Source organism: Enterococcus sp. ZQ21 (assembly GCF_030053755.1).
GTDB classification, from domain to species: Bacteria; Bacillota; Bacilli; order Lactobacillales; family Enterococcaceae; genus Enterococcus_B; species Enterococcus_B lactis.
This window is the reverse complement of record NZ_CP125658.1, coordinates 257178-276135: the sequence shown is the minus strand read 5'-3', so window position 1 is coordinate 276135 and position 18958 is coordinate 257178. Positions and strand designations below refer to the sequence as shown.

Sequence of the window (18958 nt, the reverse complement as noted above, 5' to 3'; positions counted from 1 at the left end):
GTAAAATATTTTGTGTAAATAGAAAAAAGGAAGTCCCTTCTGTAGAATAGAGTTACCACAACACATTCACAGAAAAGAGGACTTCCATATGAACGATTTTACTACAGAAATTCTAAAGACTCTAGCGAACAAAGGCGATTTGAATGAATTATTCCGTGTCCATTTGGAAAAAGCTGTCAATACGCTTCTCAAAACGGAGTTAACGGCTTTCCTCGATTACGAAAAGTACGATCGCATTGGTTTTAACACGGGTAATTCTCGTAACGGCTCCTATGACCGTACGGTCAAGACCGAGTACGGGGAACTTCATCTCCAGATTCCGCGCGACCGCAACGGCGAGTTCAAGCAACAGACTGTTCCTGCTTATAGACGGACGAATGATACCTTAGAGGAGACCGTCATTCACCGCTTCCGAAAAGGTATTACCATGTCGGAAATCGCAGACTTGATTGAGAAAATGTATGGGCATCACTACACGCCCCAAACCATGTCCAACATGACTAAAGTGCTGACTGAAGAAGTAAATGCATTTAAAGTTAGAACTCTAAATGATAAGTATGTCGCTATTTTCATGGATGCTACTTATATTCCTTTAAAACGGCAAACCGTCTCCAAAGAAGCAATCTATATTGCCATTGGTATACGAGAAGACGGCACTAAAGAAGTACTAAGTTATGCGATTGCTCCGACTGAATCGACCTACGTTTGGAATGAGTTGTTACAGGACATTTACTCCAGAGGGGTTCATGATGTCTTACTGTTTATTACCGATGGCTTAAAAGGCATGAAAGATACGATTCACCAGATTTATCCTAAAGCTAAATACCAACATTGCTGTGTTCACGTTTTCCGTAATATTGCTCATAAAGTACGTGTCAAAGATCGAAAAGAAATCTGTGATGATTTTAAGGCTGTTTATCAAGCTAGCTCAAAGGAAGAGGCAAATACCTTTTTAGGGAGTAAGATTGAGAAGTGGCAGAAAACTTATCCTAAAGTGACGCAGTCACTGATAAAAAATCAAGATTTATTGACTTTTTATGAGTTTCCGCCTGGTATCCGCCGAAGCATTTACTCAACTAATTTAATCGAATCTTTCAATAAACAAATCAAGAAATACAGCCGCAGAAAAGAGCAGTTTCAAAATGAAGAATCATTAGAGCGTTTCCTAGTATCCATCTTTGATACATACAATCAAAAATTCTTAAATAGAAGCCATAAAGGCTTCCAACAAGTGACGGATACATTAGCTTCAATGTTTACTGAGTAACCCATTATTTTGCAGAAGGACGAGTTATTTACACAAAATTATTGACGCTCCCTGTTTGGGTTGCGTCAAGAATTATGTGTAAATGAAAAAGCCCATTCTGTTGATCAAGTTAAAACATTGATTCTAATGTATCATGTATTTCTTTAAAACCTTTATGAACTCGGCATAGAAACTTTTGATTATAGTTGTTGAATTGAGATACTAGAAATCTCTCCAGAGATTCTTCATTAGGAAATTGCTCTTTTCTTTTGGTATATTTCTTTAATTGTTTGTTAAAACCTTCAATCAAATTAGTTGAATAAATAGTTCTTCTGATTGACGGAGGGAAATTATAAAAGGTTAATATAGCAGGATTCATGAGCAATTTAACCACTCGTGGATACTGCTTTTTCCATTTATCTATCATAAACCTTATTTGATTATTTGCTTCTTCTTTTGAACTTGCTTGATAAACTAATTTGAAATCGCTACAGATTTCTTGTCGATCACTAACACGAACCTTATGAGCGATATTTCTAGATATATGGACACAACATTGTTGAAATTGAGCATTTGGATAAACACTATGAATACTATCGTTAATGCCACTTAAACCATCAGTTACGACTAATAAAACCTCTTTTAAACCACGGTCTTTTAGGTCTTGAAGAATCTCTTTCCAAACATAAGCAGATTCAGTTGGAGCAATACTAAACCCAAGAACCTCTTTGGTTCCATCTAATCGAATGCCAATTACAATATAAACTGCTTCTTTTGAAACAGTTTGTCTTTTTAAAGGAATGTGAGTAGCATCCATAAAAATGACAGAGTATCTGGATTCTAAGGACCTTTCTTTAAAGGCAATAATATCTTCAGAAACTATTTTAGTCATATTTGAAATGGTTTGTGGCGTATAGTGATACCCGTACATTTTTTCAATCAATTCAGAGATTTCAGACATAGTAATTCCTTTTTGAAATAGCTGAATAATAGTGGTTTCTAAAGAGTCATTGGTTCTTTTATAAGCAGGTAAAGTTTGTTGAGAAAACTTACCATTTCTACCTCTAGGAATCACCAAATTTAATTCTCCATACTCTGTTCTGAATGAACGTAAATAATTCCCATTACGGGAATTAACTGAATTGAACCCAGCACGATCATATTTTTCATAATCAAGAAAAGCTGTTAATTCAGCCTGCAATAATGAATTAACAGCTAATTCTAAATGACATCGAAATAATTCATCTAAATCACCTTTATTGATTAGTGTTTCCATAATTTCTGTAGTAAAATCGTTCATATGGAAGTCCTCTTTTCTGTGAATGTGTTGTGGTAACTCTATTCTACAGAAGGGACTTCCTTTTTTCTATTTACACAAAATATTTTACACTCTCTTCAACGATATTCTTGTAAGTAATTATGCCCCAACTAGGATTTGTGGGTGCATTTCCATCTGGAGTTAAAAAAACAAAAATTTTTTTATAGTTAGAATAATTGCGTTCTATATATCTTTGGTATTTATTAAGTTGCCCTCCAGACTCCGAAGACAGAATTTTATTTTCGATGCACACCACTATTTTATTTTTTTCCGATACCAATAAAATATCAATATTCTTATTTTCTCTGTAAACAATTAAATCTTCATAGCTATTAAGTAAAGCATCAAAATAATTGATAGCAGCTTTGGTATCATCATTAGAATCTATATACCTTTTCAAAAACATTTTAAAAAACTCATCAGATAAATTGTGGGTTTCATTTGGAGCAAACAAAAAAGCTAAAAAATTACTATGTCTTATTTCATTTTTAGATAGCTTAAGTATCTGAAATATATTTGTTTTCCCAGTCCATTTAGATAGTTTTTCTTCAATATCATCCATATCCTCCAATAGATTTTTTAAACACTTTTTTTCATCTATCATGTTTTTCTCCTTGCCATTATTCTAACTAAAATTTTACGTATTTGTACCCGTGGTGCTAGTTAATTTTTTCCTAGAGGAAAATGTCTAAACATGTTGGTAAATCAACAAAAAAACGCATATAGTAGTCTCAAAACTCCCAAGAAATGAGGACTATTTAACAAACTACGATGGTTACGTCGTGACAACTGAACATTTTGACTTAGCCAATCCTGTTACTAAAGTCGATGATATCCCCGATTATGAAATGTACAGTCAAACAATCAATAGCTTAAATAAGCGTTTTGGCAATCGTGTTTTAAAAGGCATCAAAATCGGTTACATCGCTTCTGAAAAGGATCGGATCATCGACTATTTAGCCGATAAAGATTACGATTTAAAATTACTCAGTGTGCATCATAATGGTCAATTTGATTATTTAGATGACGAAGTCAAAGATATGGATCCTGCTATTGTGATTCCTCAGTATTTTGCACAACTTTCAGAAGCACTAGTTGTTATAGAAGCAGATGTCTTTGCTCATTTTGACTATGGTTTTCGGGTATTTGGTCTATCCGTTGCTGAATTTAAACAATATGAAGCGTAGTTTTTACCGATTCTAGATCAAGTAATCAAAAATAAATTGGCATTCGAATTAAATGCTAAGAGCGCTTACTTGTATGACAATTTAGCGTTATATGAATATGTCATCGATTTATATCTTTCACGTGGTGGTACCTTGTTTAGTGTTGGATCAGATGGGCATTACCTTGAACATTTCCGTTTCCATTTCGATGATCTTTTTGCTCTGTTAAAAGCAAAAGATGTGACGGAATTAGCGATTTATCAAAAAGGAAAGCGAATTATGGTTCCATTACCAGTCTAAAAAAACGTCCTCAGCATCAAAAGTGAGGACGTTTTTTTAGATTTCTTTTTCTAAAATCGGACAAATACGATCTTGTTTTCCTAAAGGAAAATGTTTGATCCCGATTTTTTTAAATCCATGACGTTCATAAAAACGAATACCTGCATGATTTTTTTCATAAACAGCCAAACGTAAATAACGTTTATGTTTCGTTTTAGCATAACGATTCGCTTCATCGAGTAACCGTTGCCCTAACCCTTTGTTTTGATAATCTTTGAGCAGATAGAGCCGTTGAATCTCTATAGCATCTTTTTCATCATTGACTTTCATATAACCAATGAGTATTTGATGATCCTTAATACCAATAAATTTACTGGTTGACTGTGCCAATTCTACTGCCAATATTTCAGTTGTCAATTGTGTCTGTAAATATCCTTGCATATCAAGTGGATCTGCGCCATCGATAAACGATTCATAAAAACTGACAACACTTACAACTTGTAAAGCATCTAGATCATCATAATCTAAATACGCTAGTGTGATTTGATTGTTCATCTAACTCCTCCTTTTGACATAGTATACTATAAATCACCCGTGGTGCTAGTTAATTTTAATATCCTAAAGAATATCTCAAAGTTCCTTCAAAACGTCGTTGTGCTCGACTTAATAGAACACTGTAAGCCAGTAATATGCTTTCAAATCTACTCTCTAGCACTTTAACAGAACGTGAGTTGAAATTTTGACAACCTAATTTTTCTAAGGAAGAAAAAACAGTCTCAACTGTTTTTCTTTGTTTTCCAAGTAAGCTGTGGTCTAGTTTTTCTGATTTATCCATGTTTTTACGTGGCGGAACGGATATAGTAATGCCCTTAAGGGCAAGCTTTTCATGGATTTTATGGCTAATATATCCTTTGTCCCCTAGGATATTGGGAAGATTCGCTTCTTCCGATAAAGTCTCTAACACTTTCACGTCATGGACACCTGGATTCGTGATTGAGTAAGTAATCGGAAAGCCAGTCTTAGTAACGATTATATGAATTTTAAGACCATAAAAATAAGATTTTTTTGTTGAGTTATAGCCAACTTTGGCTATTTGATTCAATAGTTTTGCTTGTCTATTTCTAACTGGTTTACATAATGGACTAGGAAAACTATCTATAATTCCGACTAGTTCACCTTTGGTGAGCTTCTTGATGAAAAAGTATCGAATAATCTTGATAGTGTAAGCTAAGTTTAAACTTAAGCGAGTGAATCGACTCCTACTAGGAAAGTCACCATTAGGAAATAAGACGGAACAAACCGCTCTATACGTGGCTCTTTGGCTAGTATAGCCATTAATTATGCCCCATATAACACAAGCAATAATCACTGTATCGCGTTGCTTCAGTTGATCAGTATTTCTTCGGTTTTTAATCTTATCTGGTACACAATTGTGGTATATGTTAGAAACAGTTCTCATAATTTCCTTGAATGTTATAAAAGTATCTGTATAATGTTCAGTATATTTTGATGAACGCATATGTAGTCCTCATTTCTTGGGAGTTTTGAGACTACTATATGCGTTTTTTTGTTGATTTACCAACATGTTTAGACATTTTCCTCTAGGAAAAAATTAACTAGCACCACGGGTTTTATAGTTATTGTTTGCGCTTTTATACGGAATTTAGTTCATCATTAATGTGGAATTCGATTAGGTGTCTATTAATTATCAAGATGATTCTCTACAAAATTCCATAGAAAAATCAAGATTCTACAATTCGAATTCTCTTTCACATGGAAATAAAGGCTAGTAAAAAAACAGGAGTTGTGACAAAAGACTTGTCATACCTCCTGTTTCCTTGCGACTTGAAGCTGAATGCTTTGCGCCACAACCTTCCTCTATCTATGTCGCTGAAAAAATAAATGAAGCTGATGCGAATGCTTGATCTTTTTATATCTTTTAGGTTGCTTCTGATAAAATTGTTGATGATGATTTTCAGCTGGCTAAAAAGTCTTTGCTTGGCGAATCTCTGTAACGATAGGACGGCTAAATCGGTTAGATTGAATCAGTTGTTCTCTTGATTTTTCAGCCAATTGCCTTTGCTTTTCATTAACAACAAATAGAATTGAACGATATTGTTTCCCCCGATCTTGAAATTGACCAAAGGCATCTGTAGGGTCTGAAATTTGCCAATAAATCTCCAACAGCTCTTCATAGGTTATTTGACGTGTATCAAATATGATCTCAACAGCTTCAACATGCCCAGTATATCCACCACTGACTTGATCGTAATTTGGTTTTTTGGTCTCTCCACCTGTATAACCAGATAACACTGAGATTACACCTGGTTTTGTTTCAAAAGGCTCAACCATACACCAGAAACAGCCACCGGCAAAAATCGCCCGTTCTTGGTATAAGGGTGAAGTTATCTTATGTTTGGCATAATCATAAGCCTTTGCACTCGCTGACTCCCCTGTGATTCTTAAATAAAAATCCATCGCATCTGGTGTCAAATTATCTCGTAGTGCTAGCGGACGCAAGTTGACCTCTAGTTTTTCTATCACCTGCTTTATCGACATTTTTGCTAGGTCTTCTTTTGCCTCTTCAAATTGTGTTCTTTCCCATTCTCTTGTATTTCGATTTAAAATAATATTATAAAGGTCTATTTCCATCTGCTCCACATCTAACATGAAGTCACCCTCTTTCAAGTTTTCTTCTTATTCATTCAAAAAATGACTACCTGAAATTTAGCACAACGCATAACAAGTTAAGACTAACTTGCTTTTCGCTCTCCTCATCTCTATTCTTAGTCGAACACATCCACACGAATGGTTACCCATAGAGAAATTCTTTTACTTAATCAGCTTCACACTGCTTTTTCTACTTTCGTAGTTGAAAAAAACTTAAACAAATCATCGGCAAATAGTTAAAGAAAAAACTTAAGCGTTGAAAGAAGCCCAATTGCTTAAAGAAGGCAAACTGACTAATCGACGGAATCCGTGCTAATCCGTAAAGACCTGCGATTAGTAAACTAATAACTGTTAAAACAAGATAAAAATGGCTAAGCGTACCTTGACCACTTTGACGATAAAGCAGAACAAGTAACAATGGGAAAAGTAGAAAGCCTGCATAGCCTAGCCCAGAACCTATATTATGGATCCAAGTCGATAGATTTCAAGAGCTTTCATTCGTATTGATACTGAATAACCCAGTAAAAATACAATCACCTATCCCATATAAACCAACTGTTGCAACAGCAAGTATTGCAAGTGTTTTTGATGTTCCAATAAATAGGTGATACAACGCAGGCAACGAAAGAACAAAAAAAGTCCAGATACAACTGACCAGACCAAGAAAGCACGTCTGACTGGACTATCTACGTCACCAAACACACTAATTACGGTAGTCATTTGATTCAGTTTGGGATAAAAAAGGCCAAGGATATACGGTGTCGATAAATCACTAATCACACCTAATAATAAAAAATAAAAACCATATTTTTGCAAAAAAATCATTTTCTTCCCCTACTTTTTAGTGATTATTCGATACATCCAACAATCAAATTTTTTCTCATTTTAACACATATTTTTATTCTAGTTGCCTTTTGAACAATCAATAACATAAAGGTGAGTTTCTTCTACATTTTAAAAAATCGAATGGCACTGAAGAGTTCAGTTGTCAGCATCAATCTCCTACTCAAAAAGGCAAAAAAACGTAAGTCAGATGTTGTTGACATCTCACTTACGCATCCATTGATTGAAAATTTCTTAGTAAAATCTACTAGCCTAAAAATTTGAAGACTTCTTCTCGATCATACAGTTTAAATACTTTCTCGCATAAAAATTGAGTAATTAGTGCCGCAAAAACAGGGATGACTAACCAACAAAGAACAACAAGAAAGCCATTTAGCCCTGCATCTAAAGAAGCCAACGGACCAACAAGTCCGACCACGCCGAAACCAGCAGAAGCAGGCGTACCTGAAATAGAAAATAGAGCGACAGGAATAGCTGTAATCACTGCACTAACTAAACAAGGAATAAGAATCACAGGTTTTCTAAATAGATTAGGCATCATCATCTTCATAGCGCCTAAAGCAATCGCAATTGTCACACCTGACTTATTAACCTTCCAAGAGTTCACTACTAAAACAAAAGTGGTTGCAGCTACGCCCATCGCAGCCGCACCAGCAGAAACACCATCTAGTTGGATTGCCATTCCGATTGCTACTGTTGAAATAGGAGAGATAATCAAAAAGGCAAAGGAACAACCAATCAAGATAGACATTAACAGCGGTTGTAAGGTAGTGAAGTTATTAATCAATGATCCAATTGCAGAAGTAATTGCTGTTACAAAAGGGAATAAATAAAAACCAAGTAAACCTGCACCTACACCTACAACAATCGGTGTTAACACAATCGACACTGACCCAAAACTATTTCCAATCAGTAAAATCAGCCCGACAGCAATCGATGCTGTCAGCATCGTATTAATAATATCGCCTGTACCAGCACCAACGTAAACACCCGTTTCACCCAAATCAGGTGTGAATTTGACTACACCAGAACCAACAAAAGAAGCTCCGGCTACAACCATCATTCTCATCGGATCAAATCCAAATTGTAAGGCAATCAAACCACCAATGATCAAAGGTGTTGCTAGTTGAAAAATAACTGCTAACTGTGCGATCGTTACCGCAAAGGGATACGCACTAAAATATTTTAAAATGGCACCTAATACTGCATTAGGAATCAATCCAATAATGATTCCTGTTGCTGTACCAGCGAGGACTTTATTCAGAAAAATTTTCGGTGATATTTTTTGTGAAGTTTCCATTCAATCTCTCCTTTATTTTACGTTCAAACTATCTTCTTTTGCATGGACAAGCTCAGTCAAGAAATCACAATAAGGCGTCGCAACACCATATTTCTTCCCTTTTCTAGAAATTGCGCCATTGATATAATCGATTTCTGTTAATCGATGGTTCTTAATCAAGTCTTGATACATTGAAGGATAATGTAACCCAATTGTTTCCGGGTCAAAACAAGATTCACAATGTGCAATGACTTCTGGGACATCTAGTTCAATCTTCTCTACTGCTGCTACTTTGGCAAACTCATTGACAATCGTCGCCACCATTTTATGAGCAGTCGATGTTTTTCCTAGCTCAGCCATATTAACGTCTAAGATTGTGCATAGTCCGTTCATTGTTCCGTTCACACATGCTTTGCGATAAATAGAATAGTGAATATTGTCAGAAAAATGAGCATTTAATCCTGATTCAGACAATTTGTCTGCTAATTTTTTTGCAGCTGCTTCTTTTCCATCACCTAAATTTTGTAATTCTACTGAACCACTTCCAAATAATTTGACCTGACCAGGACCTTCAAGACCTGCCGTCCACATGGTATTTCCAATATAGATATTTTCCATTGGTACAAATTTCTCAATAATATCTTCATGCCCGATACCATTTAATAGACATAAGACCTCTGTATCTTTTTTGATTAATGATTGGATATCCTGCAGCATTTTTTCCAGCTGCATCGCTTTGGTAAATAGAATAATCAGATCAACTTGATCTTCTTTTTCTACTTCGGATTGAAGAACGATTGGTAGTTTTGCTTCTACCTCTTTACCATTAAAATTTGCTTGTAATCCATGTTCTTTGATTTGTTGGACATGTTCTGCCCAGCCATCGATTAATAATACTTCGTTCCCACTTTGGTGAAGCATTAACCCAAAGCGACTTCCCATTGCGCCAGCGCCTGCAATTGCTATTTTCATTGATTCTTCCTCCTTTTTCTTTCTATTATACTCATTTGAGAATTATTTCACAACCTTGTTTTGTTATTCTTCTCTTATTTATCATGTTTATATCCACCATTCAAGTTATTTTATCAGCAAATCAATAAAAACTGGAATAGAATCCCAATTTCATCGTAAGAGAAACTAGACTAGCAATAAGAAAATAGAAACATTCATAGAAAAAACCTCACTCCTCTGATTATAAAAGAGGGGGCATTAACCTCGTGTATACTAAAACCTTCCATTCATTCGATGGATGATTTTCTTTTTGTGAAAAAATATTCATTTTAGTACGATGTTGCGCAACACAGACGGATGGTATTGCTTATTATTTATTAAAATCGAACAATACACTTATTTAAAAACTTCTTTCCCAGATTTTCTTCCATTTTTACAGTTATAACTAGTATTATCATGAAAAATAGCCTTTTATTGTCTATGGGAATAATAATTTAAAATTGGTACTTTTTTATTAATTAGTTCATCGCCCAATAATCTCTCCAGTTTCTTAGCATCTCCTGACTCAACCGGAATTATCCAAGCCCAGTCCAAATAATTTTTTAAAATCTCATCATATTTTGCAAATATTTCATTGCCATATTCCGTCCTTAAAATTATATTTTCAGTGCCAGACAAGTGATTTGTATTGAGTTGATAAAAAAGATCTCCATCTAAAAAAATATCATTAGAAGAAGATTTCCCCACAGTGGATAGGCTACAATTAACTAGACAGAAAAATTAAGGTGTGTAGACTAGAAGAAAACATACCAGGAGGAATTTTTATGTCTAAGAGAACACGAAGAACTTTTTCACAAGAATTCAAGCAACAAATCGTCAATCTTTACTTAGCTGGAAAGCCACGTGTAGAAATCATTCGAGAATATGAACTAACGGCTTCAGCATTTGACAAATGGGTAAAGCAATCTAAAACGAGTGGTTCATTCAAAGAAAAAGATAATCTTACGCCTGAACAAAAAGAATTGTTAGAACTACGTAAAAGAAACCAGCAATTAGAAATGGAAAATGATATTTTAAAGCAAGCAGCGCTGATATTCGGACGAAGAGACAAGTAATCGATGCGAATAAGCATCTTTACCCTATATCAGCGATGTGCAGAATATTAGGTCTATCACGTCAGTCCTATTATTATCAATCAAAACCAAAGAAAGACGAATCAGAACTTGAAGAAGTAGTCGCTGAAGAATTTATCCGCAGCCGAAAGGCCTACGGCTCAAGAAAAATAAAAAAAGCCTTATCAAAACGAGGCATTCAGATCAGCCGACGAAAAATTAGTAGAATCATGAAAAATAGAGGATTAAAATCGAGCTATACTGTTGCTTATTTTAAAGTACATCATTCTACTTGCAATGAAGCCAAAACGACAAACGTATTGAATCGTAAATTCTTAAGAGACAACCCATTAGAAGCGATCGTAACAGACTTGACTTATGTACGAGTCGGGAAAAAATGGAATTATGTCTGTTTCATTTTGGATCTGTTCAATCGAGAAATTCTCGGCTATTCTTGTGGAGAACATAAAGATGCCGTTCTAGTAAAAAAAGCATTTAGCCGTATCAAACAACCTCTGACAGAGGTTGAGATTTTTCATACTGATCGTGGAAAAGAGTTTGATAACCAAGCTATTGATGAATTATTAACAACTTTTGACATCAATCGATCATTGAGTCATAAAGGCTGTCCTTTTGATAATGCCGTAGCTGAATCAACTTATAAGTCGTTGAAAGTAGAATTTGTCTATCAATACACATTTGAAACCTTACAACAATTGGATTTGGAGTTATTTGACTATGTCAATTGGTGGAACCACCTTCGGTTGCACGGTACACTTGGCTACGAGACACCGGTTGGTTACCGTAACCAGAGATTGGCGCAGCGAATCCTTGATAATGAGCTCGGATGTGCTAACGCTAGCGAGGCAGTCTAACTTTAACTGTTAGCTCCTGCCGAAGATCGTCACATCCGAGGAGGCTCATTGTCAAGGACAATCGGAATAGCATACGGAAAGAAGTTCTGCACCTTATAAAATTTGTCAAAAAAACTGTTGCCATTCCATATTTTCTAATTTATATTTTTGATTCAATATATTACAGGACTATTCCGATTGGTAGAGTTATAATAGTTATGTATAAAATGACTAGGAGGAGTACTATGTTGGAAACCTATCTGGAGAAAAGTATTTTTCGTCAAGTTTACATTTGTGAGCAATTACACGAAAAAGGGACCATTCAGATTCGCGAAATAGCAGATCAATTGAACGTTTGCCCACTCACTGTCACTAACGACTTGGAATGCATTACCGACATACTCCATCAGCAAATTATTTCAGTGGAGAAAGCTAGAAGTAGCTTTACAGTCGCATTCGACTCTTCGTTTTCGAGGTTGGCACTCACTCAACTCATCTATCAGCACTCTGACTTTTTCAATGTATTAGGACATTATTTATCAGGGGAACACAATTGGAGTAATATAGCTGATACTACCTTCATTTCGTTAAGCAAAGTTTACAACTTACGAAATGAGTTGATTGATTTTTTTAAACAAATGCAGTACTTAAATGCTGATGGCCATTTTGAAATTCCTGAAAAGGATTATCGAAGTTTGTTACTAAAGATAATCTATGAGACAAATCGGACGGAGTTGATCCAGCTAAATAAATCAATTATTCAAAGCGGTCAACAATTGATTGATTATGTAGAAAAACATTTTTTTTCAAGAAGTTACCCTACAGTTGAAAAACAATTTATTTTATTAGGTATCGCTATCGGTTTGCAGAGATCTAAGACTAACCCAATATATTTTAGTCAGGAAGAAAAAAGAGTTGCCCGACATACTCCCTTGTTTCAGCTAATACAGAAAGGATTAGAGCAACTTTCTTTCTCTTTATGTCATGACGAAGATGAATGCTTTTATATCTACTTTCTATTCAACTCTAGAAATTATCTATGCGATAACTTTGAATTGTTACAAAAAGACTTGAACGTTGTTTATCAAAACCATGTAGCAGATAACCCTTTGGTGATTGAGCTCAGTCAAAAACTTATCTTATCTCTGAATATATCTGAAGAAAATCAGATACTTTTTGATAAAGCACTTCTCCCGTTTATCCGCTCACTTTGGGCTGATATTCAGATATTTCAACCTGATAAGACTTACTTGTTAAATGAAGAGCAACGCGCTTTGTACTTAGAAGTTCATGAAATTCTTGAACAATGGCGAAAACAAAACAATTTATTTCTGCGTTGGAATGAGAATTCTATTCGTAAACTAACCATTAGTTTAAGTCTTTTAAATGAGCATAAACGGAAATCTCCAATTGAAGTGTTCATAGTAGCTCCGTCAGACTTTAGGTATTTATACTATCGACAACAGTTAGAAGACATTTTGGGAGAACACTTTTCTATTAGTAATATCATTTGTAAACAACTTAGAGAAATAGTAGACGACACTTTCTTTTGTACTCAGCGGATTATACTTTGCGATAGTTCTTTATACCAAGAAGGCTTAGGTAGTGAGAAAACAATTATATATCCGATTACTTTTCAAACAATTCATACTGTTATCGATCAATTGAACAAGCAAATTTGACTGAACTACTTACAATAAGAGTAATGATGAATAGAACAACAGCTAAGATTGAGAGTGTAACAAATGAATATCATATATTTATTCAAATAGATTTAAGGAGCTGTGTGGTAATCACAACTCCTTTTATTAGTTAATTAACTTCTTTTATATTTCTCTGAAGAATTTTAGTGAGTAAAGCCGTACGTTTTCACATCCTGTTTTTTATGATAAACAATATGAGCTTTATTCAACTCTTCAATTGCTTGGTTCATATCTTGTACATAATCACCAGCCATGTTCATTCCAAAGTCTGCTCGAACAACTAAGCGTTGAATAATTAATTGATCCAAGTCTTTAGGTAATGGGTAGGCTGGGACTTGCCATCCCTTCATTAACAGACGATCAGATAAATCATATAGTGTCCATTCGCGATTGGGATCTTCTTTCAGCTTATAGCACACAACTGGCAATTCTGATCCATCATTAATGATTTCAAAAATACCAGTTTTTTCGATCTCTTTGGCTAAATAAACAGCAACATCATGAGTTCTTTGGTGAATATCACGATAACCATCAAAGCCATAGCGTACAAAGTTGTAGTATTGACCAATTAGTTGTGCTGCACTATGAGAGAAGTTGATAGCCATAGTTGGCATTTCTCCACCTAAGTAACTAACTTTAAATACTAATTCTTCTGGTAAGTATTGTTGGTCACGCCATAAGACCCAACCCACACCTGGATATACCAAACCATATTTGTGACCTGAAGAATTAATTGAGATAACATTTTTCAATTGAAAATCCCAAACTAGATCAGGTTCAGTAAATGGTGCATAAAAGCCACCCGATGCAGCGTCAACATGAATGTATACTTTATAGTCAGTTTGTTTATTGTGAGCTTCAACTAAATCATTCAGACCCTTGATATCATCATAACGACCAGTGTAAGTAATACCCATAATACCTACAATACCAATTGTGTACTCATCCACATAATCCATGACAGTATCTAGATTAATTGACATATGTTTTTCATCCATTGGGACTTCTCTCAGTTCCACATCCCAATATACACAGAATTTTTCCCAACAAACTTGGTAACCAGAAGAGATCACCAGGTTAGGTTTTTTTGCTTGAATATCAAGACCTAATTTTTCAGCACGTTTACGCCAAGCAAATTTCATGGCCATACCACCCAGCATGCAGGCTTCTGAAGAGCCGATCGTTGAAGTTCCCATGAATTTTTCATTATTTGGAGCATGCCATAAATCAGCAATCATATTTACACAGCGGTTTTCAACTTCCGTTGTTCGTGGGTATTCTGATTTATCAATTGCATTTTTTTCTAACGTTTGGGTCATCAATTTCACTGCTTCAGGTTCCATATACGTTTGACAAAAAGTAGCTAAGTTTAATCGCGCATTTCCTTCATCCAACATCTCGTCTTGTACTAATTGATAAGCAATTCGTGGTTCAATGGATTCTTTGTTTAACTTATATTTAGGCAAGTCAACATCCTCACTTGCAGAGCCAAAAATTGGTTCCAAATAGCTTTTTTCTTCTTGATTATCTTTTCCGTATAACATAATGAATTCCTCCTAATGTTTTAAAATATGTTCATCATTTTTTGTAACGTGGTGCTCTCCTCTAGCAGCTGGATAAACAGCGGGATTAGCGTCTTCAGCTTTCACGTGAGTAGGTTCCTCAATAGTTGTGTGAGCACTTTTATCATGTACTTCATAAATGATAAAAGGTAAAAGAACAGTCACTACAAAGCTAATAAGTAGTATGATTTGGTATGTTCGGTGCTCACTAGCTGCAATTGAAGCTGGTGGTACAAAAGAGATAAGCAATGCGAACACTGATAAAATAAAACCAATTCCACCGATAATTGTTTTGCCAACAGTTTTTCCTGGTACATTGTAAGTTCGTTTTAAGTCTTTTTTCTTAAAAACTAATACAAAGTAACCTAGGAAAAATAGTAAATATCCTACGAGATAAATGACAACAGTTAAGGAGATTGCTACTAAGAATGATAAATTGTTGCCTCCTCCACCAAAAGTTAAGACTGCTGCCCAAATAGTAACGATAATTCCTTGTATCATAATCAACGGAACTGGAACGCCTTGTTTATTAGTTTTCCGGAAGAAAACTGGTAACAGACCTCGCTGAGCAGCTGCAAACATCCCTCGTGATGGACCAACTACCCAAGAACTAACTTCACCCATAACGCCAAAGGCAATCATGAGAGCAATCACTTTTACCAACCAATGCAAATGACTGTTAAAATGTAAAATAAGCATTTCAAATGTTTGGATTACACCAGCACTGAGAGACAAGTCATGTTGTGGAATAACCGCTGCTACTGAGAAACCGCCGATTGCATCTAAGGCGATGGCCAAAATCACTAGTAAAAACATTGCCAATGGGTAGTTTCTTTGGGGATTTTCCAGCTCATTAATATGTGATGCTGAAGCTTCTACGCCCATATAAGCCAATATAAAAGATACAAATACTACTAAAGTTGAAAGCTGAGAAAAGTCAGGAATAAAAGCTTTCGCATTAATAGCCATTTGAATCGGATTACCGCCGATAAAGTAGGCTGCTGCTAAACCAAAGAGAATGATCGAAGGAATAACAATTCCAATGACAAATCCTGCTTTAGCAATTTTAGCGGTACGATTGGTCCCGCCCAACTGTGAAAAAGTCAGTACCCAGAAAATGACTAATACACCAATAAACTTGATAAATGGATCTGTATTAAGCTCTGGAAAATTAATTACATACGACAGCGCTCCTAGTATGAAGTAGATCATTGTAATAAAACCTACTGTAATTTGAAACCATTGGAAAAAAATAGCTGCAAAACCAAAACGTTCTCCTAAAGTTTGACTAACCCAACTGAAAATCCCACCATCTTTCCATCCTTCAACTGTTGCCATTTCTGCAGCACATAAAGCAACTGGTAGAAACCATAAAATACCTCCCAAAAGAAGAAAGAAAACCAAATGTAATTGTGATGTTGCAAAGGTCGGATACTCATAAACAGTCAAAACCATGGAAGCTGTCAGGGCAAAAAAACCGAATAGAGATAACTTTTTTTTATCCATATTATTACTTCCCTTTCCTATTTAATTTGTCATTCCTACCAAGGTTATGGAAAATCGCTTATTTGAGCTTGCATTATTTTGTCCACCTCTTTTCTACAAGACAAAGTATAGCAAGCAAAATTCTTCTCCACTTCCAGAATTTTTTATTTTCATTTTTAGAAAAGTGAAAAAACTGACAACAAAAGCTTGTTTCTTTCACTCTATTAATATCTTTAGTGAAAAAGCTCGTTTTATATCGTATTCTTCCAGCGAATGTACTTCTCATAAGTCCAAAAAAAGCTGCGAAAAAGAAAGTACCTCGGTACCTACTTTTTCGTAGCTGCACATAACTTGAGCAAGTATTAATCGAAGATACTTTTGTTGAGAGTGTAAAATATTTTGTGTAAATAGAAAAAAGGAAGTCCCTTCTGTAGAATAGAGTTACCACAACACATTCACAGAAAAGAGGACTTCCATATGAACGATTTTACTACAGAAATTCTAAAGACTCTAGCGAACAAAGGCGATTTGAATGAATTATTCCGTGTCCATTTGGAAAAAGCTGTCAATACGCTTCTCAAAACGGAGTTAACGGCTTTCCTCGATTACGAAAAGTACGATCGCATTGGTTTTAACACGGGTAATTCTCGTAACGGCTCCTATGACCGTACGGTCAAGACCGAGTACGGGGAACTTCATCTCCAGATTCCGCGCGACCGCAACGGCGAGTTCAAGCAACAGACTGTTCCTGCTTATAGACGGACGAATGATACCTTAGAGGAGACCGTCATTCACCGCTTCCGAAAAGGTATTACCATGTCGGAAATCGCAGACTTGATTGAGAAAATGTATGGGCATCACTACACGCCCCAAACCATGTCCAACATGACTAAAGTGCTGACTGAAGAAGTAAATGCATTTAAAGTTAGAACTCTAAATGATAAGTATGTCGCTATTTTCATGATTCCTTCAGTTTTTCAGATGATATACCACTCAAAAAACAATATGAGAGATGTTCAGGAATACCATCTCTAATGGCTTATAAATTGGTTTTAGGAATAGTAGATGTTCTAGACTTATCAAGGAATAAACGAGCAGCTGCATAAAAGCAGATGGAATTATGGAATAATTGAATTGTAAAAGAAGGGAATAAAGTTAATGGCACAATTATTTTACAGATATGGAACAATGAATAGTGGAAAGAGTATTGAGCTACTGAAAGTGGCTCATAATTATGAAGAACAAGGGAAGAGAGTTATCATAATGACAAGCGCAATAGATACTCGATCAGGATTTGGAAAAGTTGAGAGTCGTATAGGTGTTTCGAAACCAGCTATTGCAATTACTTCTGAAATGGATGTGTACGGAGAATTAGTGGAGATTATTGATCAGTACGAAAAAGTTGATTGTATTTTGGTCGATGAGTCTCAATTTTTAAGTAGAGAGAATATTATTGATCTATCACTTATCGTAATGAATGAGGAAGTACCAGTAATTTGCTATGGATTGAGGAATGATTTTCAAAATAATCTCTTCAAGGGATCCGAAGCATTATTGACATTTGCTGATAAAATTGAGGAAATTAAAACTATTTGCCATTTTTGCAATAAAAAGGCTGTAATGAATGCTCGTATTGTTGATGGTATTCCAGTTTATTCAGGTGAACAGATTGTAGTAGGAGGTAATGAAGATTACCTTTCGGTATGTCGCAACCACTACTACAACGAAGATTGAAATAAAAAACGTGTAATCAAATAATTGATTACACGTTTTTTATTATTCTGTTAAAGGTTGAGGATCAGAAATTTTTAGGTATCTATAATCCTCACCTAAAAATCCGTTAAAACGAAGTAAAACATCATGACCATTTAAATCAGTTGGAACTAAAATTGGAATTAATTTATCAACAGTAGTTTTGTTGTAAAGTTCAAAAGTGTTCTCCATTCCTTCTGGTTCTACAACTGAATCACGTGACAATAATTTTTTATCAACGATAACTCTTGGATCAATCATAATATTTTGAGATGCATTTTCATCATCTAGATCTTCAGCAAGATATAAGATACTTGCATGAACACCTAACCACTGCCAGCCATCATTAGCTACAGGGTTAAATTGATTTTCATTCGTTAAGATGTCTTGAATAGAAATACCATTTACCGAATTATGAATACCATTTACCTTTATACCAATCGTTTCATCGCTGTAATCGTTAGGTGCAAAAGAGAAAGTATCACCAACAACCGCTGGTTCTGAAATACTATCACCTAGAGTAAATACGTCTTTAGTACTTGACTCTGTTTTTTCTTTTTCATCTAAATTTGCTGCATTAGATTTACTTGACGATGCTGTCGCTGGTTCAGCAGCTTCATCTTTCTTAGTTGTACCGCCAATTAATCCTACAATTACGAAAAAACAATAACAGCTAAGATCCAAAACCATACCCGTTTGTAAATAGGTTTTTTCTCTACCACAACATAACTTTTCCCA

13 protein-coding genes and 5 pseudogenes are annotated in these 18958 nt (G+C 35.2%); 6 read left to right on the top strand and 12 right to left on the bottom strand.

The window, feature by feature from the left end; all coding sequences use genetic code 11:
- Positions 1–88 precede the first annotated feature (88 nt).
- Entirely contained in the window at positions 89–1267 is a 1179-nt protein-coding gene (locus QK255_RS01345; RefSeq protein WP_104674425.1) for an IS256-like element ISEfm2 family transposase, read from the top strand.
- Between the two features lie 109 nt (positions 1268–1376).
- On the opposite strand, the gene QK255_RS01340 is transcribed toward QK255_RS01345, so the two are convergent.
- Both QK255_RS01340 and QK255_RS01335 read right to left on the bottom strand, forming a co-directional pair.
- Positions 1377–2546 carry an IS256 family transposase gene (locus QK255_RS01340; protein WP_002342288.1) on the bottom strand — a complete coding sequence of 390 codons (1170 nt, stop codon included), beginning with the start codon at positions 2544–2546 and terminating at the stop codon, positions 1377–1379.
- 70 nt (positions 2547–2616) lie between these two features.
- Positions 2617–3168: a PDDEXK-like family protein gene (locus QK255_RS01335; RefSeq protein WP_002292914.1), complete on the bottom strand. Its 552-nt coding sequence runs from the start codon at positions 3166–3168 to the stop codon at positions 2617–2619.
- 178 nt (positions 3169–3346) lie between these two features.
- Here QK255_RS01335 and QK255_RS01330 point away from each other — a divergent pair.
- A pseudogene (locus tag QK255_RS01330) lies at positions 3347–4030 on the top strand (PHP domain-containing protein).
- Positions 4031–4066: 36 nt separating this feature from the next.
- Here QK255_RS01330 and QK255_RS01325 read toward each other — a convergent pair.
- The 7 genes and pseudogenes from QK255_RS01325 to QK255_RS01295 form a co-directional block, all read right to left on the bottom strand.
- Positions 4067–4564 (bottom strand): GNAT family N-acetyltransferase, encoded by a 498-nt coding sequence (locus QK255_RS01325; protein WP_002292909.1) that lies wholly within the window; start codon positions 4562–4564, stop codon positions 4067–4069.
- A 55-nt stretch (positions 4565–4619) separates the two neighbouring features.
- The gene (locus QK255_RS01320; RefSeq protein WP_086300293.1) at positions 4620–5528 is read right to left on the bottom strand and encodes an IS982-like element ISEfm1 family transposase; all 909 of its coding nucleotides are present in this window, start codon (positions 5526–5528) and stop codon (positions 4620–4622) included.
- Between the two features lie 359 nt (positions 5529–5887).
- A pseudogene (gene msrA / locus QK255_RS01315) lies at positions 5888–6679 on the bottom strand (peptide-methionine (S)-S-oxide reductase MsrA).
- 190 nt (positions 6680–6869) lie between these two features.
- A pseudogene (locus QK255_RS01310) lies at positions 6870–7504 on the bottom strand (DUF998 domain-containing protein).
- 265 nt (positions 7505–7769) lie between these two features.
- Positions 7770–8822: a PTS sugar transporter subunit IIC gene (locus QK255_RS01305; protein ID WP_002291912.1), complete on the bottom strand. Its 1053-nt coding sequence runs from the start codon at positions 8820–8822 to the stop codon at positions 7770–7772.
- 12 nt (positions 8823–8834) lie between these two features.
- Positions 8835–9773, bottom strand: a complete 939-nt coding sequence (locus tag QK255_RS01300) for a 2-dehydropantoate 2-reductase (RefSeq protein ID WP_002291914.1) — start codon at positions 9771–9773, stop codon at positions 8835–8837.
- Between the two features lie 450 nt (positions 9774–10223).
- Positions 10224–10502, bottom strand: a pseudogene (locus QK255_RS01295) (hypothetical protein); the annotation flags it as partial.
- 74 nt (positions 10503–10576) lie between these two features.
- On the opposite strand from QK255_RS01295, the gene QK255_RS01290 reads away from it, so the two are divergent.
- Positions 10577–11739 (top strand): IS3 family transposase gene (locus tag QK255_RS01290; RefSeq protein WP_086956687.1). Its coding sequence is split into 2 segments (ribosomal slippage): positions 10577–10853 and positions 10853–11739, totalling 1164 coding nucleotides; the frame shifts between segments, so codons are not numbered across the junction.
- A 224-nt stretch (positions 11740–11963) separates the two neighbouring features.
- Positions 11964–13400, top strand: a complete 1437-nt coding sequence (locus tag QK255_RS01285) for a DNA-binding protein (protein WP_070676853.1) — start codon at positions 11964–11966, stop codon at positions 13398–13400.
- 164 nt (positions 13401–13564) lie between these two features.
- Here the strand turns inward: QK255_RS01285 and gad are convergent, their stop codons facing one another.
- Together gad and gadC are read right to left on the bottom strand one after the other, a co-directional pair.
- Positions 13565–14965, bottom strand: coding sequence for a glutamate decarboxylase (gene gad, locus QK255_RS01280; RefSeq protein WP_070676855.1), 1401 nt, complete (start codon positions 14963–14965; stop codon positions 13565–13567).
- A 12-nt stretch (positions 14966–14977) separates the two neighbouring features.
- The gene (gene gadC, locus QK255_RS01275; protein ID WP_070544312.1) at positions 14978–16489 is read right to left on the bottom strand and encodes a glutamate/gamma-aminobutyrate antiporter; all 1512 of its coding nucleotides are present in this window, start codon (positions 16487–16489) and stop codon (positions 14978–14980) included.
- Positions 16490–16945: 456 nt separating this feature from the next.
- Between gadC and QK255_RS01270 the strand changes: the two are divergent.
- Together QK255_RS01270 and QK255_RS01265 are read left to right on the top strand one after the other, a co-directional pair.
- A pseudogene (locus QK255_RS01270) lies at positions 16946–17431 on the top strand (IS256-like element ISEfm2 family transposase); the annotation flags it as partial.
- Positions 17432–17626: 195 nt separating this feature from the next.
- Positions 17627–18202, top strand: a complete 576-nt coding sequence (locus QK255_RS01265; RefSeq protein ID WP_070676858.1) for a thymidine kinase — start codon at positions 17627–17629, stop codon at positions 18200–18202.
- Positions 18203–18244: 42 nt separating this feature from the next.
- On the opposite strand, the gene QK255_RS01260 is transcribed toward QK255_RS01265, so the two are convergent.
- Positions 18245–18910, bottom strand: a complete 666-nt coding sequence (locus QK255_RS01260) for a hypothetical protein (RefSeq protein WP_070676860.1) — start codon at positions 18908–18910, stop codon at positions 18245–18247.
- Positions 18911–18958 lie beyond the last annotated feature (48 nt).

What these genes read in the sequence shown, in the direction of transcription:
- QK255_RS01260 (WP_070676860.1), bottom strand. Translation starts at nt 18,910, where the DNA reads ATGGTTTTGGATCTTAGCTGTTATTGTTTTTTCGTAATTGTAGGATTA.
- gad (WP_070676855.1), bottom strand. Translation starts at nt 14,965, where the DNA reads ATGTTATACGGAAAAGATAATCAAGAAGAAAAAAGCTATTTGGAACCA.
- QK255_RS01265 (WP_070676858.1), top strand. Translation starts at nt 17,627, where the DNA reads ATGGCACAATTATTTTACAGATATGGAACAATGAATAGTGGAAAGAGT.
- gadC (WP_070544312.1), bottom strand. Translation starts at nt 16,489, where the DNA reads ATGGATAAAAAAAAGTTATCTCTATTCGGTTTTTTTGCCCTGACAGCT.
- QK255_RS01305 (WP_002291912.1), bottom strand. Translation starts at nt 8,822, where the DNA reads ATGGAAACTTCACAAAAAATATCACCGAAAATTTTTCTGAATAAAGTC.
- QK255_RS01345 (WP_104674425.1), top strand. Translation starts at nt 89, where the DNA reads ATGAACGATTTTACTACAGAAATTCTAAAGACTCTAGCGAACAAAGGC.
- QK255_RS01300 (WP_002291914.1), bottom strand. Translation starts at nt 9,773, where the DNA reads ATGAAAATAGCAATTGCAGGCGCTGGCGCAATGGGAAGTCGCTTTGGG.
- QK255_RS01285 (WP_070676853.1), top strand. Translation starts at nt 11,964, where the DNA reads ATGTTGGAAACCTATCTGGAGAAAAGTATTTTTCGTCAAGTTTACATT.
- QK255_RS01340 (WP_002342288.1), bottom strand. Translation starts at nt 2,546, where the DNA reads ATGAACGATTTTACTACAGAAATTATGGAAACACTAATCAATAAAGGT.
- QK255_RS01335 (WP_002292914.1), bottom strand. Translation starts at nt 3,168, where the DNA reads ATGATAGATGAAAAAAAGTGTTTAAAAAATCTATTGGAGGATATGGAT.
- QK255_RS01325 (WP_002292909.1), bottom strand. Translation starts at nt 4,564, where the DNA reads ATGAACAATCAAATCACACTAGCGTATTTAGATTATGATGATCTAGAT.
- QK255_RS01320 (WP_086300293.1), bottom strand. Translation starts at nt 5,528, where the DNA reads ATGCGTTCATCAAAATATACTGAACATTATACAGATACTTTTATAACA.